Here is a 24,044-nt window from a genome sequence, read left to right on the forward strand (position 1 = left end):
ATCAACCCCACGCACGGCATCCGACCGTGATCGTCGGCGAACGCGGGTACAACCGCTGCCGTTGGTACCGTTGGGGTGAACCTCACGCCTCAATAACGTGTCCCTATGGTTTCTGTCAAGCTGCGTGAGCTGCGGGCGGTTGGTACAGGGTCTTGTTCTTGAGCATGGCGTACAGGACGTCGCATCGGCGTCGAGCGAGGCAGATGAGCGCGGCGTTGTGTTTCCTGCCTTCGGCTCGCTTGCGGTCGTAGTAGGCGCGACTGGTGGGGTCGTGCAGCGCGGCGAAGGCCGAAAGGAACAACGCGCGTTTGAGTTTGCGGTTTCCTGATCACGCTAAATGCTCACCTCGGATCGAGGTGCCGGATCGGTGGGTCACGGGTGCGATGCCGGCGTAGGCGGCCAGGTGTCCTGCTGATTTGAATGCCGATCCGTCACCGACTTCGAGAAGGATGCGTGCGGCAGTCCTGACTCCGACGCCTGGCATCGAGATCAGGAGCGAGGAAAGAGGGTGGGCACCGAGCATCCTCTCGACGTCCGAGCCAACTGTGTTGCGTTGCTGCAGTGTCTCTTTGAGCGAGTCCGCCAGTTTGGGTAGAACAGTCTCGGCAGCCGCAGACCCGGGCACTACTACCGTCTGAGCCTCGAGTGCGGCGTAGATCTCCGCAACCAGTCTTGCCCCATCCTGAGCGCGTTTTTGGCGGCGAAGCGGTCAGTTTCCGCTTACCAGCAGCGCGGATGCCGCCGGGGCTACCGCAGCGGGACAGGATCTCGAGCACTGCCGGGTGTGTCACACGCGGTCCGAGGACTCGTTCGAGCGCGGGGTGAATGCCGGTCAGCAGTCCGCGGATTCGGTTGCTGACGCGGGTTGCTTCACCGGCGAGATCGTCATCAAAACCGATCAGCACACCGAGCTCGGCGAGTGTGTCATCACCGGTATCGACTCGTCGCAGCGTGTGGGGCATGGTCCGGGCCGTGTCGGCGATGATGAACGCAGGCCCGCGCATCAGTTTTGGCTTGCCTTGGATACAGATCTGCGATGCGGCGCATCGACAGACCCGGTAGGGACGCGAACTGGTGCTCGCAGGATCGGGAGACGGTGACCGGCAGGGCGTCGCCGATCGTATTAGGCTGATCGACGACGATCAACAGCGGCCCGCGCGTGGCGAGGCGGTCGAACACTGTGCGCAGGCGGGCCTCGTCATTGGGTAGGGCTTTGCCGTACAGACGGGTTCCGTCGAAGGCGAGACCGACGGCGTGATGTTCGGATTTTCCCACGTCGATGCCGCAAAACACGGCGTAGCTCGTGGCCATGAAGCAGTCCTTCGTCCGGTCACCGATCCGACGTCAACACCCGGCGACAGCCCCCCCCACCCCCCGGATCATCGATGACAGGGGCGAGAAGTCATACCGGGTCTGGCTACCGTAGCCCTCGGTTTCAAGTATCAGCTAGAAGATAACGGGCCTGGCCCGATAGCGCACACGACGCGGCCGTCGAGCCGAAAACGGTGACCGCGAACATCGAAGGCTTCCGTTGGCGGCTGAATTGTTGTCGGCGCGGGGCAGGGATCAGGGTCTGTTGCCGAGCAACGACACGGCATCGATGCAGCGTCCACCGAGAGGCGTTCGACCGTTCCGTCCGGCAACTCTTCGGTCGTTCGGTGCCTCCGCACGCCTGCGGCGATCCGGCACGAGCGGCTGCAGCACAGTGCGATGCACCGTCTACCGCGCGCCGTCGAACGACGATGGGCATCATCTCGTGATGGCGGACAGCGAGCGTGAAGCAGACTCCAGGGACTCCACCAGGATCAGCTCGAGTGCAGGCAGTTCGGCAGCCGACACGGCCACCGCAGCTGCGCGTGTTCGCACATCGAGACCGCGTTGTGTTCCGGCGCGGGCAGTTTCGGTCCAGGCCTGGGCGCAGTGATCGGCGGCCACCGCGAGGTCTGCGGTAGCGGGATCACCGGTCAGACGTGCAATCTCGGTACAGCCGTCGGCGAGAAGCCGACGAAAGAGCCCGCCTCCGGTTCCGGCCTTTTCGATGAAGATACCGAGACTGAACAGCAGCGTCTCGAGGTCATCGGGCGGAAGGTCGACCCAGCTCTTGACGTCGGTTGCCAGCTGGTCGACCGCGGCCAATCCTTCGGCACCGGCCGCTGGTACGTGGTCGGCTATTCCCGGTGTCGATGGGGCGCGCATGCTGGCGGCGGATCGGGCGAAGGCCGCGGCCGCGGCAGTCGACACGGGCGGCAGTGTCTGCGGCCATGTGATTCGGTACGTGCAGTGACGTGTCGGTTGCGGGAACGAGGTGGAAGATCGCGCCCGAGCGAGCGCGTCGAGCGGGATCTCCTGCACATCGGCCCGATCGTTGTCGACGACCGAGGCAGTCCCCCCGATCTCGTCGTAGCCGATCACCACGATGTCGTGACGACTCATCTGCAGTTTCACCCGTAGGTAGGGCAGCTCAGCGATATCGGCCCAGACCAGACTGGGTCGTCCCGCATCGATGTCGTCGCGAACCCATGACCATCCCTCAGCGGGATCGTCGGTCGTGAGAACCTCGACTTGTCCGCCGAGCCTGCGCGGTAAGTCGATCTCGAAGTCGGCACCGCGGCCGACCAGGTACATCGGTGGGACCAGGTCGTCCGATCGCAGGTAGGACAAACCCAGATCACCACCCAGTGCGAACACCAACCCCTCGTCGGGTGGTCCGTCCCATCCCAGACCGTGCCACTGGAGAAGGTCTCGCATTGCACCTGACCCGCAGTGCCCTCCCATCCGGTGGGGATAGTTCTCGATCAGAGTCGTGTGGGTCACTGTGGCTGCCTTTCGGGTGGTTGGTCGAGCGCGCTTGTCGGCACGCTCAGCTGTTCCGGATTCTGTCGAGATACGTTCGGCGAGCAGCCATGTCGACGTCCGCGAGGAACACCGAATCTGTGTTCAGGGCCGCACCCAGTCCGGTCGCCAGACGCCGGGGGACGAATTTCACCGCCGCGACCATTGCGCCGGCGAGACGGGTGACGCGGACGAAGGGGCGTGGATTCTCGATCAGATCTGCTGTCGCGCGGGCGATCTCCTCCGGCTCGGCGTTGCGTAATCCCTTTGCGCCGGCGGTTCCGGCGACGAGTTCGGTGTTGGTGAACGTCGGGCGGACTGTGGACAGTCGAACCCCTGACTTGCGGTACTCCAGTCGTGCGGCCTCTGTGAATCCGATGACTGCGAACTTGGTAGCGCAGTAGGTCGCCAAACCAGGTACCGCGAGCTCGCCGGCCAATGACGCAGTGTTGATGATGTGTCCGGTGCGGCGCGGCAGCATGCGCTGAAGAGCCAGTTTGGTCCCGAAGATGACCCCCAGGACGTTGATCTCGACTTGCCGCCGGGTTACTGCATCGTCCTCTTCGTGGGCGTGGCCGGTAGGCATGATGCCCGCGTTGTTGATCAGGATGTCGAGGGGTCCGAGTTCACGTTCGACCAGGTCCAGAAACGTTGTGAACGAGTCAGGTTCGGTGACGTCGAGTCGGGTGACGACCTTCACCCCGAGTTCGGCGGCGGCCTCCTTCGCACGTGCCTCGTCGATGTCGCCGATGGCGACCCGGTGGCCTCGTCGAATCAACTCCTTCGCTGTCTGATAGCCGATGCCGCGAGCTCCACCTGTGATCGCCACGGTCCTGGCGGGGGTGTGAGGTGCGTTGTTCGTCATGCTGCGCTCCTTGCATAGATGAGAGACGTCGGTAGACGCCTGTCGGCCCGCTCTCGCGGTAGCGGCTGCGCACACGGGAGAGGGATATGGGTATCGCGCGTCGTCTCGTGCCCGGGGAGGCGTTCGGATCGGTCGTTCATCGCCCGCAGCCGCAACCCCAGCGGCAGAACGGGTCTCGTCTGTTCGGTGCAACTTCCGGTGTCGGCCTTACCACGGCCGCGGCGACGAGACAGTCATGTGGCACAGCTCTGCCAGCAGGTATCGGCTCACCCGATTCGAAGGTGTCCGAGGCGGTCCGAGTGTTCACGATCGCGATTGTTCGCGGAGAGAGCTCCGACCGATCGGCAGTCGGCCGCGATACGGGGTTCGGCGCGTATGTTCTCACCGCTTGTGTTCATCGAGACTCCCGCGGCGAGTTTCGATCCCCGGGAGTTTCGTCCGGCCGGGTGCGGCCGGTGAAAACATCATCGAGTGGGTGAGCGCCCGTGAAGATCGTGGGGCCGTAGGCGTGCCGAAGCACCGTCAAGATCGCGTTCAAGGGTAGGTCGTCGAAGACTCCTCGCTCGCGGACATACTCCATGTGCTGAGCTCCGTCTGCGGTGAAGGCATGCATGAGAGCATCGCGATCGCCGTCGAATTCCACTGGCGGCACGCCGAAACGAGCGCACAACTCGACATTGAATGCCGGCGTGGCCTTCAACCACCGGCCCTCGATGTAGAGGCGACTGTAGCCGTGGTAGACGAACAGATCGGTGCCGCCCATCAGCGCGCGCAACGTCTCGGTCTGCAGGTGATTTCGGACGTCGGCGAAGCCGAGCAGTGCCGGGATACCCGCCGCCCGGCACACTGCGGTCAACAGCACCGCCTTCGGGACGCAGTAAGCGCGCCCAGTCTCGAGGACGAAGCTCGCCCGATAGTGGGCCGGATCGTCCGACACGGTGTACGGGTCGTACCAGATCCGGTCGCGGACGGCGGCAAAGAGGCGTCTGGCCTTGTCACGGTCGCTGCTCGCATCCCCGATTGCCGCGGCGGTGAACGCCCGCACGGATTCGTGCTCGATGTCGAGGAAGTCCGTTGCTCCCAGGTACGCGTGTGGTGTCTGCGTAGTATGTGCCCCGGGCGGGCGGTCTGTCATGGTCATCGCTGATGTTCCCTATTCTGAGCAAACCGGTTGCTGTTGTGTGCACAACGACCGAAGGATCGGTCAGTTGCGCGCGAGTCCGCCGAGCATCAGGTCTTCGCGTTGGACGGGGAGTCGCTGGGCGATCACCCGTTTGCTGTACATGAACTCGCGCGGGCGACCTATGCAGTCGGCGGCAATGAGCTCACCGGCCTGGAGATAGAAGCAACTGAAATCACTGTCGCGGCTGGGGTCACCACTGAGAACCACTTCGTCGTATCCAGTGTTGAGGCCGGCGATCTGCAGCTTGAAATGATACTGATCTGACCAGAACCACGGCAACGCTTCGATTTTTCTGGACTTCCCGCAGGCGGTCGAGGCCGCGACTTTGGCCTGCTCTCCTGCGCTCGAGACGGACTCCAACCGTAGTCGACGGCCGTAACGGGCCATGTCGTGGCTCGCGCAGTCCCCCGCCGCCATGATGTCGGGGTCGTTGGTCCGAGTGTGATCGTCGATCACGATGCCGTTGTCGATGACAAGACCCGCATCGGCGGCGAGGTCGGTGTTCGGCTCGACGCCGACACCGACGATGACCAGATCTGCGGGGATCGATTCCCCGCTGGCCAAACTGACTTCACGAACCTCACGGTCACCGGACAGGCCTTCGACCATCGCGTTCGTTCTGATGTCGACTCCCTGCTCGCGATGTATCCGCTCGAAGAACGTCGATACCTCGGGAGCAGTGACCCGCTCGAGCACACGCCCAGTTGCCTCGAGGACTGTGACCTGTACGCCCAGTGCGCGCAGCGATGCCGCTGTCTCGAGTCCGATGTAGCCGCCTCCGACGATCACCACCCGCCGGCCAGGGCCGGTGGCCATACGGATCCTCTCGACGTCCGCTGCGGTGCGCAGGTAGTAGACCCCGTGGAGATCGGCCCCGGGAACGGTGAGCCGACGAGGGCGGGCTCCCGTGCACAGCGCGAGCTTGTCGTAGGCCAGCTTCTCCCCGGTGTCGAGAACGACGTTGCCTTCCGACCGAACGATGGCCTCCACCTGCGCGTTCAGGAGCTGAATACCTTGCTTGGAGTAGAAGTCCGTGCTGCGAATGGCGATATCGTCGAGTACGCATTTGCCCGCCAGGTATGCCTTCGACAGCGGGGGGCGTTGATAGGGAGCGGCAGACTCGTTACCGATGAGGACGATCTCGCCTGCCCAACCTTCTTGGCGCAAACTAGCTGCCAGTTGTGCCCCAGCATGGCTTGCGCCGACGATGATCGCCCGTTGCGATGTCATGCGCTGGAAGTAGGCGTCAGGCGCACCATCATCTTGCTGATGCCCCGCACGAAATTCGACTGAACATACTCGGGGTCGCCGACGACCTCGATGTTCTCGAAGCGGGGAAGCAACTCCTCCCACAGAATCCGCAGCTGCATTTCGGCCAGCCGATTGCCCATACACCGGTGTACACCGAATCCGAACGCGATGTGATTGCGCGCATTGGCACGATCGATGATGAAATCATCAGGATTCTCGAAAACGCGTTCGTCGCGGTTACCCGAGGCATACCACATCACCAATTTGTCACCCTTGCGGATGAATTGTCCGTTCAGAACGGTGTCGGCTTTGGCAATTCGGCGCATGTACGCCAAGGGTGTTTGCCATCGGATGATTTCCGAGTTCATGTTGGGGATCAAATCGGGATTGGCCTTCAATTTCTCGAACTGGTCGGGGAATTGGTTCAACGCAAGAACGCCACCGCTCATCGAGTTACGCGTCGTGTCGTTCCCACCGACGATCAGCAGGACGAGGTTGCCCAGAAATTCCATCGGACGATCGATCAGATCCTTGGTGTCCTCGTTGCTCTGCAACATGGTGATCAGATCGAAACCGGACTCTTCCCCTGCAGACCTCCTGGCTGCTTTGTCATGCCAGAGAGCGCTGAGGCCACGGGCCATGTCACGCATGCCCTCGAACACCTCGTCGTTGTCCGAGGGCCCACCGTTGGCTTGCTCCATCGAGGTTGCCAAATCGGACCAGTAGACGAGTTTGCGGCGTTGTTCGTAGGGGAAATCCAGAAGAGTTGCGAGCATCCGAGCTGTCAACTCGATCGAGACATTCTGCACCCAGTCGAACGGCTCGTTCAGGGGGAGGTCGTCCAATACCTCCCGTACCCGCGATCGGATCAGTCCCTCCATCTCCCGGAGGTTCTTCGGTGCGACAACCCCCTGGACGGCAGCGCGCTGCTTGTCGTGGCGTGGCGGGTCCATCGCGATGAACATCTCGATATCGAGAAACCGGGGCGGGACGCCGATGACGATGAACGGTTCGGCCGAGAACACAGCGTGGTTCTTGTCGACGGCCACGATATCGGCATGGCGCGTGACCGACCAGAACGGGCCGAACGGACTGTTGGGTTGGTAATGAACCGGTGCCTCGTTCCGCACGCGCTCGAAGTACGACTGCCACCGCCCTTGTCTGTAAAGAAAGGGGTTACTGAGGTCGATGTCGGCGAGCTCGACATCCTCGACCGGTGGAATGGGACTTTCGACGAAGATCTTCTTGCCATTCGTGCCAGTCACCCACCGTCGGGTCTTGTCGTACAGATGAGCGCCCTGGATCTGCAGCCCTATAGGGATGGTCGACTGGACCTTGTCGGTGATCGACTCAGAAACTTTCATGCTGTCGTGCCTGCCTTTCACACATCACAATTGGAATTCAGGTGTTCGAACGATCAGGCCATCCCACGCTTCCGAGGCCACCATCTGGCACGACAACCGAGACGTGGGTTCACGCTCGGGGTTCATAGCCAGCATCTCCTCCTCGTTGGCACCGGACAGACCCACCTCTCCTGACCACTGCGGGTCGACGATCACATGGCAGGTGCCACAGGCCGTTTCGCCCCCACAGTCTCCATCGATCCCCGGCACAGCATTGTCGGTTGCAATCTGCATCAACGATCGACCTTCGACCAAGCCCGCCTCGTGCTTCCCACCATCGTGGGCGACGAAAGTTACAACTGCCATGTCAACTCCTCAATTTTCTTCGCGATTGATAACAGTGTCGCCGCAAACGTGAATGGCGGCCATGTTACGTAGAGTCAAAAACTTGTGAATTCGGGTCAGACGGTTCGCCCCAGAGATCCGACCTGAGTCCACTCCAGATGTGGAGTGCGACAACTCTGCGCTCCGCACGAAGGCATCGAGCGGATGGGCTCCTGTTTCGAAATGCGCGCTCACCAAGTACTTCTTTCACCGCGAAGCCGTCTCACCGGCGACCAGATGGCCATTTCGGATCTCGACGATAGGCAATCTCAGTCCACCCGGAGCGTCCACCGGAACAACGGGCGAGTTGGGGGCGATGGGATCGAGCCGCTGATACGGAAGCCCCTGTGCCGGACGAAGATCCAGCTCGCCCTTGTTCGGCCACAGTGCGGCGGACCGCTCGGCCTGCGCACTGATGGTCAGCGACGGATTGACCCCGAGGTTTGCCGACACGGCCGCCCCGTCCACCACGCTCAGCGTCGGGTAGCCGTGGACGCGGTGGTACGGATCGATGACGCCGTGCGCCGAATCCGAGGCGATGGCGCAGCCGCCGAGGAAGTGGGCGGTGAGCGGAATGTTGAACAGCTCTCCCCAGGTACCGGCCGCGAGGCCGCCGATCTTCTTGGCGATCCGCCGGGTGGCGTCGTTGCCTTCGGGGATCCACGTCGGATTCGGCTCCCCGTGGCCCTGCCTGCTGGAGATCGTGCGGCCGAACGGCCCACGCTTGGTGAACGTGGTGATCGAGTTGTCCAGGTTCTGCATCACCAGCGCGATGATGGTGCGCTCGCTCCAGTGCCGGACATTGACGACGCGGACGAACTGAATCGGATGCGCGATCATCGCGAACACGAATTTGAGCCAACGCGGAATCTTTCCTCCGCCGTCGGTCATCAGGGCCTGCAGCATGCCCATCGCGTTCGAACCCTTGCCGTAGCGGCACGGCTCGATGTGGGTGTTGGGACTGGGGTGGAACGAGGACGTGATGGCAACGCCACGCGTGAGATTCATCGACGGGTCCACCTCGTATTTGGTCGCTCCGACGATCGACTCGGAGTTGGTACGCGTCAGTTCGCCGAGTGTGTCCGACAGCTTGGGCAGAGCGCCCGTGTCTTTCATCTTGTGCAGCAGATTCTGGGTGCCCCAGGTACCGGCTGCCAGAACGACATTTGCCGCGCTGTACGTCTTCTTGCCCTTGCGGAGCCGAGCGCCGGTGCGCTCGGTGTCGACATCCCAGGTGCCGTCGGATCGGGGGCGCAGGCCGGACACCGTCGTCATCGGCACGATCTCGGCTCCTGCGCGCTCGGCGAGACCGAGGTAGTTCTTGAGCAGGGTGTTCTTGGCTCCGTGGCGGCAACCGGTCATGCACTCACCACATTCGATGCAACCGGTGCGCTCGGGGCCTGCGCCGCCGAAGTACGGGTCCGGGACGGTCTTGCCGGGCTCGTCACCGAAAAACACGCCCACCGGTGTCTGAATGAAAGTGTCGGCGACGCCCATGTCCTCGGCGACCGACTTCATCACCTCGTCGGCAGGGGTCATGTGCGGATTGCGCACCACGCCCAGCATGCGGGTGGCCTGGTCGTAGAACGGCGAGAGCTCACTGCTCCAGTCGGTGATGTGCGCCCACTGCTTGTCCTCGAAGAACGGTGTCTGCGGCTTGTAGAGGGTGTTCGCGTAGTTCAGCGATCCACCGCCCACTCCGGCACCGGCGAGGATGAGGCAATCGCGCAGCAGGTGTACGCGCTGGATGCCGTACAGACCGAGTTTCGGTGCCCACAGGAAACGCTTGAGATCCCAACTGTTCTTCGCGAAGTCCTTGTCCTCGAAGCGTTGCCCGGCTTCCAGGATCCCAACGCGGTACCCCTTCTCCACCAGCCTCAGCGCGGTGACACTTCCGCCGAAGCCCGAACCGACGATCAGAACGTCGTAATCGATTGAACTGCTCGGTGGCGTCGCCATGGCGTCTCCTTCTGGTTCTTCAAACCGGATAACTGCTCCTCGCCCCAGGGGCCTGGACCCCAGCGCAAGAGTGCGCCCCCTCGACGGTGAGACCAAAGCCGACCGCCTGCCTACACAGGCACACTACTATACAGACGATGGCTTTTTGTCCAATTAATTGACAGATGCAGCCTGCGTGTACAGATACTAGTGATGCAGCTCATCAACCACAAGCCGCTGACGCTTCCGTCACCGGCGAGCCGAACCGAAAGGAGCCGGTGCGTCAGAAGCCAGCAAGGAGGGCTCTGACGAGAAGCCGAGGTGCACAGGCGGCGGGGCAAGCCCCGAGATCGACAAGCTAGATCCGCAGCGATCGTCACCGAAATGGCGTGCCGCTCCAGAATTGAACTACCAGGGTAGGTATGACACTAAAATGGTATCGACTCATTTGATGGAAACACTTGTGGACGAGATGGAGGACAGGAAGGCAGAGTTGACCGAGAATATCTCTTCATTCATAAGTGCATCAATCCATGAAATGAACGGCAATGCAGACGCAACCGGACTTCTACACACCAGCGTGAAAGCCAACATCAATGCGGCTATCGACTTCCTGGCCGACAGGACTGAGCACGACAACTTGCGAGCTCCGCATGCCGCCCTGTGCCATGCTCGCGTTCTCGCACACACGCATGTCCCGCTGACGGCGCTCGCCCGCGCTTATCACCTGGGCCAATCGAGATTTCTTGAGCATGTCCTGTTCTCGCTCTCGCGAGCTACGCACACGTTGGCCGCGAATCAACTTGCGCATCTGGTCAGCAGGTCTGCCGTCTTCATAGACCGCGTGTGTCAGGACGCATGTTCAGAATACGAAGCGGAGAAATCGAAGATACGTGAAGAAAATAGTTCTGTAAACACGGAACTCGAACGCGCAATGTCGCCATCATGCACAGATCCTTTGGACGCATACAAAATCGATTCATATTACAATCTCACAGGAAACCATATTGCCATTGAGTTTTGGACGAATGACCGGGAACCATTCCCGAGCAAGTCCTGGCACCAGCTCGTAGATACCGTTAACGTCAGACTCGGTACGATCGGTCGACCGCAAGTCAACAGTAAAGGCGATGCCCGATCCCTGGTTTGGTTTCCGATAATTCACGCCGGAAGGATTTGCCTTGAAAGCGTTACAGACGTTCTTCAGAAGTACGGCCGAATTCGAGCAGCAATTGGAACCGTGCAGAGTGGTGAAAATGGTTTTCGGAAGACAGCCAGGCAGGCAGAGCGCGCGGCCCGCGTGGTTTCGGACGGCAAGGTCGATATCAGTCCGGTGGTAACTTTCGAGGAAGTTGCAGCCATCACTCTTCTGCTCGAAGATCCGGAAAGCCTAAGGGATCTAGCGGAAGACTCACTCGGAGGCTTGCTTCTGGACAGTGCGCGGAACCGCTGGCTCCGCGAGACCTTGCGAGTCTACCTGGCAAACAACTGTAGCGTTACCGCGACCGCTCACGACATGACGATCCATCGCAACACGGTCAAATACCGCATCCGACAAGCAGCGAAAGAGTGCGGTTGCAAGCTGGACGATGCCAGCATCCTCATGAACCTCAGGATTGCGCTGGATGCCGCGTGGTGGACACCCAGCACAGTACTCAAATTACCCATACCGCTCGGCTCAGTAGACGCACGGTTGACGGTTTGAGCAGGGTGGCTGCGACCCGGCTCAAACCTTCCAGGTTTCCAGCGCCACGTTCGTCAGACTCCATTGCCATGCTGATTCACGATTGTTGCTATCAGAATATCGAATGCCGCATTCGGTGAAAGCGACTTGATTCGGTCATTGATATCCATTTCTTTGCCCTCGATTCCTTCACTTGTCGCAATGTTCGCCGCATTTGATTCGACAGATCCTTCGGACGTCTCCAAGATTCGACCGGCCCACACTCCGACTGGCGAAGGATCAGTAGCAAGATACTGCTCGCAGTCGGTCAGTATATGACATTTCATGCAAGAGTCCGCTGCAGTTTTATGACGCGCAGCTCGCTGAGCAACCGTCTCGTAGGGTGGATCGGATTCGTAGTCCCACAGTTCGGGCTCCCCCTGGCAGGGTGTGACCAGCACCCGACCACGAACTGCGAGACGGTCCAATGCTCGATTCAAGGTTGATTCCTTTAAGTACGGGAGCGAACTCGATACGACCTAGTTGTACGATAGCCATTCCTCATGTGTCAAAGAGGGAAGGATGAGTTGTGCATAAAGAACAAGGACTCCTTGCGACTTTGGCCAACTTGGACATATCACAGAACGGTGCCGATCCAGTACGATCGACACCACGACGACGGCTTCTTCAGGCCTCCATGAATGCAGTGGAAATCGAGGTATCGTGCTGGATTTTGTATTCTTCACATTGACACCGCTCCTACTGTTCATGTTGGCACCCGCGTGGATTTCGTTGACTTACCATGGGTGCGCGAGTCTGATCGAACGCCGAAATATTCGCGACGTGAAAACCAGCCAGATGTAGGTCGAGCTACGCAGACGAGGGGTGTGCGTAGCCGACCTCTGCAATGGAGAGCTTTTCTGACGCCACACGCCGGCAGTTGTGCCGAGTTGCATGCTCTGCGTTCGCTGTACGCCGCTCGGGAAACCTACCGAAAGAACAGATGAGTTCTTCGTAGGTGTTCGGCTCACCGCTGCGCCTGGTTCGTTCGCCCGCCGATAACGCCACTGGTCGCATCTCTGGCAGCATCGACGCGCTGGCGACAGCGACATCATCCCCCACCACCAATGTCCGAACGCGCCTAGACTTCTATTCATGAGTTCCGTCCACACTGCGCGCCCTGATGGTGGCTACCGGACAGCGGCAAGCACTCTCCTTCGTGCGACCGCGTTAGACGCATTGAGCGCTCTCCTGCTGCGGCAGAGCTGGAAGTCCGTGACCATGTCCGAGGTCGCGAAGGAAGCCGGTTTGTCTCGACAGACCATCTATAACGAGTTCGGGTCCCGGCGCGGTGTGGCGGAGAGCTACGCGATACGACTGACCGATCAGCTGGTCAGTGTGGTGGACGATGGACTCTACACTTGCGTTGGTGATATCAGATTGGCGCTCGGCCGAGGTTTGGCTGCGTTTTTCGCCGTCTCCGAACGTGACCCATTGGTCAGATCGCTACGAGAAGAAGACGCATCCGCAGACCTCCTGCGGCTCATTACTGTTCACAGCACCCAGCTTGTCGAGCGAGCCGCAGATCACCTCTCTGCCACATTTCAGCGATGCTGGGTGCAAGCCCCGAAACGCCAAGCCGATATCCTGAGCACGTCCATCGTTCAGATGGCCTTGGCGTATGTCTCACGGCCCCCGACTGACGCAGCCCAGACCGCCACCGATATCGCAGACCTACTCGCTCCGTACATCGAGGGGTTCCAAGATTTTCAAGCCAATCCAGAGTTGAGCAAGACGACTCGATTCGGTCGACCGTAGCGACAGCGGTGTAGCGCCGCTAGCGTCGGTGTCACGCAATATTCCCATTCTCAAGACAAACGAACTTCCGGACAAGAATCCGTCCAGCTTGCCACCACCTCGTTTTCCGGCGTGATTGACGAAAGTGTCGTCGCAAACGCGGGTGACGGCTATGTTCGGTGGAGTCATAAACTTGTGAATTCGGGTCAAAGGAATCACCGTGAAGCTGAGCGATGAGGGCGTGCCACCGCTTGCGTTCGTGCAGCTGCTCGAACGCCGCGCACTCGACCCTGACGCCGCCGCGCGCCTTCGCGCGATCATGCACCGCGAAGGAACCAGTGAAGCGACGCTCATTCAGCATGACGTCCAGGCGCCGATACGGTGGTTTCGGGAGGTCTATCCCGAACTCGATATCGCCCAGGCCACTCGACTCGGATTTGCGTTTGCCGAGCAGGCCCAGTTGACATCGTTCGGGCCCCTGAGTTCACCTTTGATCAGCGCTGGTTCGGTCGCCGAGATCGTCGATCTCCTGACATACCTGCCATTGATCTCCACGGCGTTGAAATCGCAGTTCCACACTGGCGACTACGGTCTGATCGTCGGGCTCACTGCGCACACAGGCGATTCCGCACTGGACTGCTTGGTCATCACCTACGGCGGGTCGGCGTTGTTACGACTGCTGGACATGCTCGCCGGTGACATATCGCCGGTGACACTCCATCTGAGCTGGCCGGAGCCGACCGAGGTGAGCCACGACAAAGGTCCGGCGAATCGCCGGTTCTTCGACGCTCCGATTTCCTTCGTCCACGTACCCGAGGACACACTAAACAAGGCTTGTCGGTTCTCGGACCCTCTCGCATATCGTCTCGCTATCGCTGATCTGCAGCGGACACTCGCCCATCGGAGTGGGTCCATGTCATCCGCCGAGAAGGTGAGGCAACTGTTGGAAAAGGACCTCGGACAGCGAACCAACCATGATGTTGCACAAGCATTGTCGATGTCCAGCAGCACGTTGAAACGGCGGCTTGCCGAAGAAGGAACCACCTACAGAAAGGTGCGCCAATCGCTGCTGTACGAACGCGCGATGCTACGGCTCCTCGATCGCTCGGTTTCGGTCAGCGAGATCGCTTCTGAACTCGGATACAGCGACCTCGCCAACTTCTCTCATGCCTTCAAACGCTGGACCGGGCGCTCTCCGAGAGATTTCCGAAACCCACGACTCTCGGACGACCCGGATTCGACGTAGACCACACAGACGGGGTCAGATCGATGCATCGTTCGTTCGCGGCCTGGTCGATCTTCGTCTCGGAGATTTCGGAGACGTCACCGCCTCCCTGCCGTGAGAAGAAGAGTGTGTGCAGACCCGAGTACGAACCACTTGTCACTCGACGGTGTCGGCCGGTACGCGTGCGGTCTCCGATTCGAGAAAGTCGACGAGTGCTTCCAACAGGCTGTCCGCGCGGGTTTCGACATCGGCGAGGACGGAGTCCACGCCGTCGAGAAGACCGTGGGCGTGTCTACGCGCAAGCGTTCCGCGTTCGTAGTAGCCGGGGTCGAGCAGGACCCGCGGTACTGGATCCGGTGCCGCGATCTGCTCCGGATGTTGTGACCGCGCAGTGGGCTGCAGGTGGGTGGGTGCCCGTCCGTCCAGGTGCATTCGCACGATGCCCGCGACCGCACGGGCGGTCAGCGGGGTCGCAGCCAACGGGGTGTGGCCCCACCGGTCGATAGGAATCGACAGCGGCTGTTTCCCGGCCGGGTCGAAATACCGGTCGTATCCGCCGAGCCCGGTGCCGTCCACGGCATCGAGAGCGTCGGCGAGCATTCGGGTGCTCGGATACCGGGTCCGATGGCCGAGTACCTCACACCAGCGCTGGTACACCGTGCGCGGAGAAATGCCCGTCCCCGCCAGCGCGAGGGAAGTGACAGTGCGGACGCCGCGGCCTGCCTCGACGCGAAGGGCGTCGAGACAGGCATCGGCGGTGACATCGCATGCCCGCAGGGCCGCGATCTGCGTGTACGGCAGACCTGTCGTAGCGAGCGTGAGGATCAGTACGTCTCTGCGTGCGAACAACGCTGACGGCCAACCGTATTCGGGAAGCCGCGCGATGATTCCGCCGATCACGGCTGCCACCTCTTGCAGGCGCGACGTACGCGCCACGTCCAGCGCAGCCCGAACGATCTCAGCACACCCCGGAGGAGGTAATAGATGCCGATGATGAGCGATGTCGATCACCGCGATCCGACGGCGTTGGGTCGTCGGCGCGGCGGGGTGCGCGTGAAGAAACCGAGCAAGCGACTCCGGAGAGGCCGCCAGTGAGGGTTCGCCATGGGCGGTGCACCAGTCCTCGAACAGTGACCACGTGTGCCGATCCCGCCTCGGTATCGACGTGTTCGTGATGTCCGCTGGTCGTATCGGACAAGGGCGGTCGTCGTGGTCAGCATCTGCCCCGGTCGTCCCGTCGCCGGTCACTGGCTCGGTCGGGTGCCTGGTCATAAGCCGAGCTCGGTGACGGCGTTGCCGATCAGTGGCGCATTCTCGTGAGCGTATGTTTCGACCATTGCGGGTGTGGTGTGCCCGGTTTGGCGCATGATGGCGTGCGCGTCAGCTCCGTTGCGGAAGGCTTGCATGACGAAGCCGGAACGGAGGGAATGCCCGCCGAGCTGAGCGACGGTGACGGGGTCGTATCCAGCTCGAGTAGCGCGGCGGCGGATCGCCGCGTGCACCGCGGCTCCGGACAGGGCTGTGTCGGAGAGGTTGCCGTTCTTGCGGACGGACCGAAACAGAGGGGACCGTTTCTCGACCACAGGAAGGGTGCCGCGACAAATATGGGAGTCGAATTCCACTGCGCGGGAGAGTATTCGGATGACGGCAACTCTGCCGCCGGTGTCGAACGCTGCGACGATCTGCAGCCATCGCACCCACGCGCAGACCGGGCATGACTCGTGGCGGGCGGTGAACGGGAGTGCTTTCACGGTTCCGGTGCCGTCCTGGTCGGTCTTCGACTTCCGGATACGTACATGCGCACCATCGAGGCGGTCGCGGTGGACATCGCGGCATTCGAGCGCTACGAGTTCGCTGCGGCGGAATGCGCCGGTGTAGCCCATCAGCAGTAGCGCGGTGTCGCGGCGTTCGAGGACCTCCGACGCCCAGCCCGCTGCAGTGCGTCGGGCGTGGTCGACGATCGTAGTGATGTCAGCGGTGAGGAGCGGGGCACGGGGTCTGCGGGGCCGCTCCCCCGCAGACGCGTAATCCCGCCGGATACCCGAGAGGGTGGCGCGGACCATCTCGTGCCCGCACGGGTTGTCGTGTCCAGTAGCGCGGTGGCGGTCCGCGACCGCCGCGATCCATTTGTCGAACGTCGACGGCGCATACGCCCGCGTCCCGTCGACGGTGAGCGTGTCGGCGGCGCCGACGAGGTACGCCGCCACCGTTGCGGGATGCGCCGGCAAAGCCTGGTGCCCGAGGACGATGCACCAGGTTTCGAAGCGTCGCCACGCCGAGCTGTAAGCCCGGCGGGTACCGGCGGACCGCGATGCAGCCATCGACCGCTCGATCCGAGCGGCAACCTCGGGTGTCAGGTCCGGAAACACCGCAGCGCCACCCGACACGACAGCTGGGACAGCGTTCGAGCCGGCTGCTGGCTGGCGTTCTGTCATGGGGTGGACTGTATCGGGCAGCTCCGACACATTTCTGGATTCGAAACCACGCTCAGCTGGCGGTTTGCGGGTCTACGGTGCGGGAAGGAAAATTCTCGTCGGTCACCGCACAAATAACGTTGGTGACTATGACCCCGCCGCGAAAACGGCGCTTCTCGGCTGTCGCCGCGCGTGCATCGCGGACGACCCCCCTCCATCGGGCGAGAACTACGTCGGCGGATGGCGCAGCGGGATCCCGTGGTCGAGGAACAGTTGCACCGTCTCATCCAGCTCCGCCGCGGTGCGGCACCACCCCCAGCGCAGGAAGTTGTACAACGAACTGGCGGATGCAGGATCGACGCGCGCCGCCGCGATGGCGGCCTCGGCCGCAGCGTGCGCGTCAGCCCACAGATCGCCCTCGGGTGCGGGATAAGACGAGCGCGTCGGAGCTGTCCCGGGATCGACCGGCTCGTAGGGTCGTGGGCGCAGCAGAGATGCGTGCGCACCGCCGGCATCGATCTCACCGCTCTCGACCATCGCAATGCCGATCGCTGCAGCCTCGAGAACTTTCGCCTGCTCGTCCCAGTGCAGGTCCTCGAACGGAACCCACGCTGTCCGCAACGGGCGAGAACGACCGGCGGCCCTCCAGATCGCAACGAGCCTCGTCGCCCACCGTCCGGTGCGAACCAGCGGCGAGGACACTTCGTCGACGACGGTGCGCAGAAGCCGGAACCACACAGCGGCATGTACCCGGCCCGGGCCGAGCTCCACCCATCCCGTCGTCAGAGCCTCGGTACTGCGCCGATCGAGGTCCGTGACCGCTGAGGGAACCGGAACGGGCGAGACCCGTTCGTCCGAACCGAACCGGACCTGATCCCAGAAGATCGCATGACCAGGGAAAGCAGAGCAGGGTTCGAGTCGACAACGGTGGTCGAGGCAGCTGCTCAGCACCGGATATTGATGCAGCAGAGTCATGTTGATATCAGCAGTGGATTCGAGGCTGTCGATACATGCCGGGCATGCCCGACTGCGCGGAGTGCTCGCCCACGGCAACCATGCCTCGCTCGTGGGTGTGCGACGTCGTCGATCCTGCCTCGCGAGGTCGGCCGGTAGCAGGATCGAGAATTGGTGGACGTAGGTGTCGAAGTCGCAGTCGGCGGGGTCGGTGCTGTCGAGCAACCACGGTGTCCACCCCGCCAACGTCATCATCCGCACCCTCTCTACCGGGACTGCGCCGCGACCGGCCAGCTCGATAAGTATCGGCTCCGGTGTGTAGCGGTCGAGATCCTCGACAGCACAATCGATATCGAGGTCTGCTAGCAGGGTCAGAAGGCTTGATGTGCGGATACAGCTCGCATATCCGGGCCAACCAGGACGAGAGGACCTCCCCTGGCAGTGGCGGCGGGTGCAGCGGCCACGGGCGAACGTACGCATCATCGGGCATCGCAGCGAGCCGCGCGTTCACGCGAGGTGGCGCTCGAACTGGCGGCGTCGCTCCGTGGGACCGACGTACGGAGTGCGTGTGAGCACCGATGAGGTGATCGCTTCCTCTCCGCTGTCGACGGCGGTCACTGCGGCGGCAGTGAGCAGCGTTGTCAGTTCACCGATGGTGCCCTCGGAGCGAGTGAGGAGGTAGTCGGTCATCTCCGGTGATGTCAGGTGCGAGGGTTTGCGGAGGGGGAAGCTCGTGGTGAAGCTGGCCAGCAGTGATCTGGTGTCGGCAGTGTTGGTCCAGACAGGCAAAGTCATGGGGTGGAATCGGTTCTCCAGCTGGGGATCGGTTCGGATGGCGAGGTAGGCGTCGCGGGTTCCGACAGCGACAAGAGGAATGCGTAGTTCGTTGCCCAGGAACCGCAGCACGTTCAAGAATTCGCGGCGGACGTTGTCGCGGCCGGCGAGAACATTGTGGAGCTCGTCGATGATCAACATCCGTACGCCGGTGGCGCGGAGCAGCATCAATGCTTGCTGTTCGAGTTCGTGGACCCGATTGCGGGGCCTGGTCGGTGTTCCCAACGCTGTGAGCAGTGCGAGGTAGAACCGGCCGGGTGACGGGTCCGGGGGCATCTGCATGCACAACACCGGTGTCTGCTCGCGGTCGGACAAGCTGATCGGCGGATGAGTGCGCCGGAACTTTTCGATGATCATCGACTTGCCGTTGTTCGTCGGACCGAGCAACAGTAAGTTCGGCATACGCTGTCGGTCCGGCCACGACAGCAACGACTCCAGATGGTCGATGACCGTACGGGCCTGCGGATGCCCGATCCACCTCTCCGACCGGATCGACCGGATCCGGTCCGCGTCGTCGAGTGCGGTGAGCGGTCGAACCGACTCCCGAAGGTGCCCCAAATCCTCGCTGGACGACTCGGTGGGTTCGTCGCTGCTTCCTGTCGATGAGGTCATCGCGTCACCATTCCTCGATGTCGCTGAAGACCGGCGTTGCGGTGCCGCCGTCCGCTCGAGGCTCCACCGGCGGGTGGATCGCCGGGATCGGTGCACACGCGGCGGCGCCGGTGAGATGCGTGCGGCGGGCACGGTTGCGCCGGGCTTTGCGGGTGGCTTTCTGCGAGCGGTCGGTGACCTCGCGCATCTGCTCGATCATCGAAAACAGTGCGCTCTCATCGACGTTCGACCGACCTTGTTCGCGGAGACGGGCGATAGCAGCTCTGTGCTCCCACAGTGTCACCGCGGGATGTGACATCGTCCGGTACGGCACCTCGACATAGCCGGCACCGTCTGGTTCGAGGACCCAGATTCTGCTCAAATCGCGTGGGTCACGTCGTATCACGAACCGCCCCAAATCCTCTCGCCGCGCAACCCACGGTTTGAGCGCGTTCGAGAAGTAGTGCACGTGATCGAGAACGAAGCCCGTGCGCGTCAGACGTCGCCGGATGACGGGAAGAAAGTCCACCAAGAACGCGGTTTCGCCGAGCACCACACGAGGGGCATGACCAACTGCGGCGACCCCACCGGCCCACACGGCGGCCGGAGTGTTCCCGATCCCTGCGTGAACGCTCGCGTGATACGAGGCTATAGCCAGGACCAGCCAACGCTCCAACTCACGCAATGTCAACGCCGCGTGCTTGTCCGAGTCGTAACTTCCTCGGTCCGCTGGGTTCGAGAAGGTGGTCCCAGGCAGCTCGTGCACCGCCGTCATCGCCGTTCCGATGATGCGTTCGACGATCCCGCCGTAGTGCGGTCGGCCCGGAGGACGGTACTCGAGGGTGATGGCGTGCTGGGCGCATCCGCGGCGCAGCGCTTCGCTTTTGAACTCGGAGGCGTTGTCGAGATACAACTGCTTCGGCTTCCCCGCCATCGGCCACTGCACCTGCTCCGCCAGCTCGCATGCCTCCAGCCACGTCTGCTTCCCGCAGCACACGCGGCCCAGGCACAACCCGACCGATATCGACGACGGCGGCTCCAGAGTGACGACGAACCCGAGTACGGAACGGCTGAAGACATCAACGGCGATCGTCAGGTAGGGGCGGCCGATCGGTTACCGCTCTTACTCATCAACGACCATCAGATCGACGACGGTGTGGTCGATCTGGACCTGATCGAGAATCCCCGAAACCGTCGGTGGAACGTCGCCGGCGGACTGACGTGGGCGGGCGGCATCGGGTCCTCCGCCTGACCTGGCCACCGATGCCGGAGGGAGCGCGGCGATACGCGCAGTGACGGTATTTCTGGCCGGCACCGGCAAACCCGCGCGATGACACGCCAGTGCTATACGTCGGTGCAGCGCAGCGACACTCAGCTTCTGGCGGTGAAGAAAATAGCGGGTGAGATGATCGCCGATCACTTCCTCGACCTCAGCCGCTACTCGGCTGCGGCCACGCCCTCCCGACGAGACCTTCGTCAGAAGATCGGTGACTGTCCCCGTCCCGTTCCTGAGCCTGCCGACCAACGTGTAGACCTGCCGCCTGGACAATCCCAACCGTTGCGCGGCATCGTCGACCGCTTCCGAACGCACCGAATGCATCTCCAGCAAGGGAGCCAGGACAGCGAAACGGGCCTCGGCCTGGGACCACCGCTCCCCCGACGCTGTCAGCACACCGGTCTCCACGACGTCGAGCTTGTCGGGGTCCACCACAAGCCTCCCTGTCACCGAGAGCCGAACGTGCGACCGTGCACCGCACTTCTGACATCAGAATGTCAGAAGACACGTGCACTCACCCTCGAAACGCCTGCAAAGAGTGCAGCCGTCTTCTGAAGTTGACACCTCGGGACAAACAGGGTCGTTCGACGGTCTAGTCGACGTTCATGACTGCCGTGCAGCCCCACCCCCTCCTGCAACCCGTACGCGATCCCAGCGGCGGCGACGCAGCAGCGGCGTGGGCGGAAATCGTGCGCGAACAACCGCGCTTTCCGAGGGTCTCCGTCTCGGCGAACGTTCGTATCCCGATGAGCGACGGCACGGCGCTGCGCGCGTACGTCATCCGCCCCGCGGACGCAGCGGGTCACGCGGTGGAGGGCAGTTTTCCCACCGTCCTCAATCTCACGCCCTACAACAAACTGCTCATCAAGGGGATCGACACGATCCTCGAAACGCCGGTTCTCGGCCGTGCTGTCAGAGCCTTCTCGGCCGCCTTCGATCTCACCGGAACGGCATTCGACGGCATCACCGAAATCACCCGTGTGGTGGCAGGCGGGGCGGCGGACCTTTTCTCGGTGAACCGTCACCTCGTGCGCAGTGGGTACGTACAGATGATCGTCGACGTCCGCGGCACCGGTAGTTCCTCGGGCACCTGGGATGTGCTGGGACCCAGGGAACAACTCGATTCGCTCGAGGTGATCGAGTGGGCCCGACGCCAGTACTGGTGCAACGGCAGGGTGGGAATGGCCGGAATTTCGTATTCCGCGATCAATTCGCTGCAGGCCGCGGCCAAGCAACCCGCCGGGCTCGACGCCATCTTCGCCGTCGAGGGCTCGGTGGACATCGTCCGCGAAATCTTCGCGACCGGAGGCGCGACATCGGCGTTCATCCCGCTGTGGCTCGCCGCCGTCAACGGGTTGAAGTGGGCACCGGCCGTCGGCGGAGTCGATACGTTCACCTGGCTCCGCGATCGCGTGCGATCCCCCGCCACCAATTTGCTCGATCTGGCCAAAGGCTTTGTCACAGGCCGAGATCCGCGAATCTACGACAACGAGTACTACGACACCATCGACGCCGTCATCGAGGACATCGCGGTACCGACCTTTCTGTACGGGTGCTGGCACGACATCTTCGGCGGATCCGCTCCCGACATCTACAACCGGCTCCCCCTCGAACGTGGATCGAAGCAGTTGCTCGTCGGCGACGGCTACCACGGCAACCCCGGTATCGGATTCGGCGAACCAGGATTTCCACCGCGCCTCGACGTACTCGAGCGGGCCTGGTTCGACAAGTGGCTGCGCGACGTCGACAACGGAATAGAGAACTACGGTCCCGTCACACTGCGGCAACAGGGCGGGAATTGGACTGCGCACGGCCGCTTTCCGGCACCTCGGGCCCAGCCACGAAGGCTGTACCTGTCGGCAGCGTCCTCGGGCACCGCGGCCCATGCCGTCGCCGACGGCAGCCTCACCACCGAACCTGCCACAGCCCGCGACGTCCTGACGGTGCGGCCCTCGTTGCGGGCCGTCGTCTCGCGTGACACCACGCAGGTGCTGGCCGGGGTGACGGCCGTGTTCGGTGGTGGATTCACCTACGACAACCGATTCGCCGAGGGCGCCGCAGTCACCTTCACCACCGATGCTGCCGAGTCGGACGCCGTCCTGTCCGGTCCGATGAATCTGCATCTTCGCGTGATCTGCCACGCACGGGAAGCGTTGTGGGCCATCATGATCTGCGACGTCGCTCCCGACGGAACCTCGACGGTGCTCAGCAACGGCGCTCTTCTGGCCTCGCGTCGAGCCGTGGACGACGAACGTTCCTTGTTCGCGCCGAACGGCGACTACACCCGGCCCTACCACCCGCTCACCGAAGCGGCGCTGCTTCCGGTACCCATCGGCGAACCCATCGTTCTCGATATCGACATTCTCACCACCGAGGCCGTCATCGCCACTGGCCACCGACTCCGGGTCGACGTATTCGCCACCGACACACCACGGTTCATCCCGATCTTGCCGGACCTACTGCGCACTCGACTACGCAAACAGGACATCAGCATCGACCCGGAAAGCCCGAGCTACCTGGTGGTGCCCATACTCGGTGAGCCGGGCTGGTAGGAACGACACCATGAGAATCGAACAAGGCATCGCGCCGGCGAACTCCGTCGAGATCGCGTACGAGGACATGGGTTCGGTCGATGACCCTGCGGTCCTGCTGATCATGGGCCTGTCCGCGCAATTGACGTTGTGGCCCATGGATTTCTGTACCCGCCTCGTCGATGCGGGATACCGAGTGATCCGCATCGACAACCGCGACATCGGATTGTCCACGAAGATGACCGGGCAGAAGGTGCGGGGATCCCAGATCCTCCGGATGATCCGACACGAGCTCGGGATGTCTTCCGACGTGCCCTACACGATCGTCGACATGGCCGCCGACGCCGTAGGAGTACTCGATCACCTCGGGGTCGACACCGTGCACGTCGTCGGTGCATCGATGGGCGGCATGATCACTCAAGTCTTCGCCGGTAGTTACCCCGAACGAACCGAATCGGTGGGCATTCTCTTCTCGAGCACCAACGAGCCGTTCCTACCTCCGCCGGACCCACGCGCCCTGCTGCCCCTGCTCGGTGGCGTCGGGAAGGACGCCACGAAAGAGGAAATCATCGCGCATTCGGCAAAGACGTTGTCCACCATCGGCTCTCCCGGCTTCCGCACTCCGCTCGAGGAACAACTGGAGATTGCGCAGGTGATGTACGAGCGGAACTACAACCCCTCGGGCGTCGTGCGGCAGATGGCTGCGATCACCGGCACCGGCAGCCTGCGGCCGTACGCGAAGAAGATCACCGCGCCGACCACCGTCATTCACGGGACCGCCGACAGACTGGTCCGACCCTCGTGCGGCAAGGCCATCGCCCGCGCCGTTCCCGGTGCCGAGCTGACGCTGATCGACGGCATGGCCCACGACCTACCCGCCGCGTTGCTCGACCGCATCAGCGGCATCGTCCTGGCCAACTTCGCTCGCGCGAACGCGGCCTAGATCCTCGGCAAGACCCTACG

16 protein-coding genes and 2 pseudogenes are annotated in these 24,044 nt (G+C 62.4%); 5 read left to right on the plus strand and 13 right to left on the minus strand.

Annotated elements, in window-relative coordinates:
• Nucleotides 1-115: 115 nt before the first annotated feature.
• The 8 genes and pseudogenes from AB0O58_RS01405 to AB0O58_RS01440 all read right to left on the minus strand — a co-directional run bounded on the left by AB0O58_RS01405 (nt 116) and on the right by AB0O58_RS01440 (nt 9,817).
• Nucleotides 116-1,311: pseudogene (locus AB0O58_RS01405) on the minus strand (IS110 family transposase).
• A gap of 438 nt (nt 1,312-1,749) precedes the next feature.
• Nucleotides 1,750-2,814 (minus strand): BtrH N-terminal domain-containing protein, encoded by a 1,065-nt coding sequence (locus AB0O58_RS01410; protein WP_027498261.1) that lies wholly within the window; start codon nt 2,812-2,814, stop codon nt 1,750-1,752.
• Between the two features lie 46 nt (nt 2,815-2,860).
• Complete coding sequence (locus AB0O58_RS01415) at nt 2,861-3,697, minus strand: SDR family oxidoreductase (protein WP_027498262.1); 837 nt, start codon at nt 3,695-3,697, stop codon at nt 2,861-2,863.
• A gap of 394 nt (nt 3,698-4,091) precedes the next feature.
• Nucleotides 4,092-4,832 carry a transglutaminase family protein gene (locus AB0O58_RS01420; protein ID WP_027498263.1) on the minus strand — a complete coding sequence of 247 codons (741 nt, stop codon included), beginning with the start codon at nt 4,830-4,832 and terminating at the stop codon, nt 4,092-4,094.
• A gap of 69 nt (nt 4,833-4,901) precedes the next feature.
• Complete coding sequence (locus AB0O58_RS01425; RefSeq protein WP_027498264.1) at nt 4,902-6,110, minus strand: FAD-dependent oxidoreductase; 1,209 nt, start codon at nt 6,108-6,110, stop codon at nt 4,902-4,904.
• Nucleotides 6,107-7,495, minus strand: coding sequence for a cytochrome P450 (locus AB0O58_RS01430; protein WP_027498265.1), 1,389 nt, complete (start codon nt 7,493-7,495; stop codon nt 6,107-6,109). Before AB0O58_RS01430 ends, AB0O58_RS01425 begins: the two co-directional genes overlap by 4 nt.
• 24 nt (nt 7,496-7,519) lie before the next feature.
• Nucleotides 7,520-7,840, minus strand: a complete 321-nt coding sequence (locus AB0O58_RS01435; protein WP_027498266.1) for a 2Fe-2S iron-sulfur cluster-binding protein — start codon at nt 7,838-7,840, stop codon at nt 7,520-7,522.
• 225 nt (nt 7,841-8,065) lie between these two features.
• The gene (locus tag AB0O58_RS01440; RefSeq protein WP_032375590.1) at nt 8,066-9,817 is read right to left on the minus strand and encodes a GMC family oxidoreductase; all 1,752 of its coding nucleotides are present in this window, start codon (nt 9,815-9,817) and stop codon (nt 8,066-8,068) included.
• A 430-nt stretch (nt 9,818-10,247) separates the two neighbouring features.
• On the opposite strand from AB0O58_RS01440, the gene AB0O58_RS01445 reads away from it, so the two are divergent.
• From AB0O58_RS01445 to AB0O58_RS01455, 3 genes are all read left to right on the plus strand, one after another.
• Nucleotides 10,248-11,501, plus strand: coding sequence for a helix-turn-helix domain-containing protein (locus tag AB0O58_RS01445; RefSeq protein ID WP_032375589.1), 1,254 nt, complete (start codon nt 10,248-10,250; stop codon nt 11,499-11,501).
• Between the two features lie 1,113 nt (nt 11,502-12,614).
• Nucleotides 12,615-13,277, plus strand: a complete 663-nt coding sequence (locus AB0O58_RS01450; RefSeq protein ID WP_045840684.1) for a TetR family transcriptional regulator — start codon at nt 12,615-12,617, stop codon at nt 13,275-13,277.
• Between the two features lie 199 nt (nt 13,278-13,476).
• The gene (locus tag AB0O58_RS01455) at nt 13,477-14,502 is read left to right on the plus strand and encodes an AraC family transcriptional regulator (protein ID WP_027498270.1); all 1,026 of its coding nucleotides are present in this window, start codon (nt 13,477-13,479) and stop codon (nt 14,500-14,502) included.
• Between the two features lie 135 nt (nt 14,503-14,637).
• Here the strand turns inward: AB0O58_RS01455 and AB0O58_RS01460 are convergent, their stop codons facing one another.
• The 5 genes and pseudogenes from AB0O58_RS01460 to AB0O58_RS01480 all read right to left on the minus strand — a co-directional run bounded on the left by AB0O58_RS01460 (nt 14,638) and on the right by AB0O58_RS01480 (nt 20,946).
• Nucleotides 14,638-15,381, minus strand: a complete 744-nt coding sequence (locus AB0O58_RS01460) for a recombinase (RefSeq protein ID WP_228139277.1) — start codon at nt 15,379-15,381, stop codon at nt 14,638-14,640.
• A 368-nt stretch (nt 15,382-15,749) separates the two neighbouring features.
• Nucleotides 15,750-16,916, minus strand: coding sequence for a site-specific integrase (locus AB0O58_RS01465; RefSeq protein WP_027498272.1), 1,167 nt, complete (start codon nt 16,914-16,916; stop codon nt 15,750-15,752).
• Nucleotides 16,917-17,123: 207 nt separating this feature from the next.
• Complete coding sequence (locus AB0O58_RS01470; RefSeq protein ID WP_306303498.1) at nt 17,124-18,332, minus strand: TniQ family protein; 1,209 nt, start codon at nt 18,330-18,332, stop codon at nt 17,124-17,126.
• 24 nt (nt 18,333-18,356) lie between these two features.
• Nucleotides 18,357-19,295, minus strand: coding sequence for a TniB family NTP-binding protein (locus AB0O58_RS01475; protein WP_032399436.1), 939 nt, complete (start codon nt 19,293-19,295; stop codon nt 18,357-18,359).
• Between the two features lie 4 nt (nt 19,296-19,299).
• A pseudogene (locus AB0O58_RS01480) lies at nt 19,300-20,946 on the minus strand (Mu transposase C-terminal domain-containing protein).
• Between the two features lie 209 nt (nt 20,947-21,155).
• Here AB0O58_RS01480 and AB0O58_RS01485 point away from each other — a divergent pair.
• Both AB0O58_RS01485 and AB0O58_RS01490 read left to right on the plus strand, forming a co-directional pair.
• A complete protein-coding gene (locus tag AB0O58_RS01485; protein ID WP_032375587.1) occupies nt 21,156-23,102 on the plus strand; it encodes a CocE/NonD family hydrolase in 1,947 nt (648 codons plus the stop codon).
• A 10-nt stretch (nt 23,103-23,112) separates the two neighbouring features.
• Nucleotides 23,113-24,024 carry an alpha/beta fold hydrolase gene (locus tag AB0O58_RS01490; protein WP_032399437.1) on the plus strand — a complete coding sequence of 304 codons (912 nt, stop codon included), beginning with the start codon at nt 23,113-23,115 and terminating at the stop codon, nt 24,022-24,024.
• Nucleotides 24,025-24,044: the final 20 nt, after the last annotated feature.

The organism is Rhodococcus sp. NPDC080181 (assembly GCF_040702225.1).
Classification (GTDB): Bacteria; Actinomycetota; Actinomycetes; order Mycobacteriales; family Mycobacteriaceae; genus Rhodococcoides; species Rhodococcoides fascians.

What these genes read in the sequence shown, in the direction of transcription:
- AB0O58_RS01490 (WP_032399437.1), top strand. Translation starts at nt 23,113, where the DNA reads ATGAGAATCGAACAAGGCATCGCGCCGGCGAACTCCGTCGAGATCGCG.
- AB0O58_RS01445 (WP_032375589.1), top strand. Translation starts at nt 10,248, where the DNA reads ATGGAAACACTTGTGGACGAGATGGAGGACAGGAAGGCAGAGTTGACC.
- AB0O58_RS01430 (WP_027498265.1), bottom strand. Translation starts at nt 7,495, where the DNA reads ATGAAAGTTTCTGAGTCGATCACCGACAAGGTCCAGTCGACCATCCCT.
- AB0O58_RS01435 (WP_027498266.1), bottom strand. Translation starts at nt 7,840, where the DNA reads ATGGCAGTTGTAACTTTCGTCGCCCACGATGGTGGGAAGCACGAGGCG.
- AB0O58_RS01415 (WP_027498262.1), bottom strand. Translation starts at nt 3,697, where the DNA reads ATGACGAACAACGCACCTCACACCCCCGCCAGGACCGTGGCGATCACA.
- AB0O58_RS01475 (WP_032399436.1), bottom strand. Translation starts at nt 19,295, where the DNA reads ATGACCTCATCGACAGGAAGCAGCGACGAACCCACCGAGTCGTCCAGC.
- AB0O58_RS01420 (WP_027498263.1), bottom strand. Translation starts at nt 4,832, where the DNA reads ATGACAGACCGCCCGCCCGGGGCACATACTACGCAGACACCACACGCG.
- AB0O58_RS01440 (WP_032375590.1), bottom strand. Translation starts at nt 9,817, where the DNA reads ATGGCGACGCCACCGAGCAGTTCAATCGATTACGACGTTCTGATCGTC.
- AB0O58_RS01470 (WP_306303498.1), bottom strand. Translation starts at nt 18,332, where the DNA reads ATGATGCGTACGTTCGCCCGTGGCCGCTGCACCCGCCGCCACTGCCAG.
- AB0O58_RS01450 (WP_045840684.1), top strand. Translation starts at nt 12,615, where the DNA reads ATGAGTTCCGTCCACACTGCGCGCCCTGATGGTGGCTACCGGACAGCG.
- AB0O58_RS01485 (WP_032375587.1), top strand. Translation starts at nt 21,156, where the DNA reads ATGACTGCCGTGCAGCCCCACCCCCTCCTGCAACCCGTACGCGATCCC.
- AB0O58_RS01465 (WP_027498272.1), bottom strand. Translation starts at nt 16,916, where the DNA reads ATGACAGAACGCCAGCCAGCAGCCGGCTCGAACGCTGTCCCAGCTGTC.
- AB0O58_RS01425 (WP_027498264.1), bottom strand. Translation starts at nt 6,110, where the DNA reads ATGACATCGCAACGGGCGATCATCGTCGGCGCAAGCCATGCTGGGGCA.